The following is a 607-nucleotide window of genomic DNA, read 5'->3' as shown; positions in this document are numbered from 1 at the left end:
GACTTCCGTTATTTGCCTGAGACTGACGAATATCTATGCCCATCTGGTGAACGTCTGTACTGGCATTTTACAACCAAAGAAAGCGGAAGGTTTTTGCGTTCATACTGGAATCGCGCTGCCTGCCGGAGCTGCGCAATCAAAGAACAATGTTCTCCCAGCCCTGAACGCAGAGTCCGGCGCTGGGAGCATGAGACGGTGTTGGAAGCGATGAAGCTCAGGCTTAAGTTAAAAGTAGATGCCATGCGCATACGAAGGCAAACGGTTGAACACCCCTTTGGAACGATCAAGGCATGGATGGGTGCAACTCACTTCCTGACCAGAACGATGGATCGGGTCAGCACGGAAATGAGCATGCATGTGCTCGCTTATAATTTGAAACGGGTCATCAACATGATGGGCGTCAGGGGGCTGGTACAGGCGATCCGTGCCTGAGCCTCTTCTCAGCTCCTATATCTGCCAGAATCCGCCTTAATCGAGCATGGAAAGCCCATATTCTTCTTTAGATCGATATGAATCAGTGAACACAAAAAAACGACTCTATCTTGGGCTTCTTGCTCGGTTGAGATAAACCTTAACCCCAGACCTGCGTTTTCACACACTCTGGGCC

1 protein-coding gene is annotated in these 607 nt (G+C 49.9%); it reads left to right on the top strand.

Features of this window, described 5'->3' with window-relative positions; genetic code table 11:
• A partial coding sequence (locus tag F3F93_RS12345) for a transposase (RefSeq protein WP_176959505.1) occupies positions 1 to 432 on the top strand: 432 nt, incomplete at its 5' end.
• Positions 433 to 607 lie beyond the last annotated feature (175 nt).

It is taken from the genome of Mariprofundus sp. KV (genome assembly GCF_013387475.1).
In the GTDB taxonomy this organism is placed as follows: domain Bacteria; phylum Pseudomonadota; class Zetaproteobacteria; order Mariprofundales; family Mariprofundaceae; genus Mariprofundus.
This window is presented reverse-complemented; position numbering and strand designations above follow the sequence as displayed.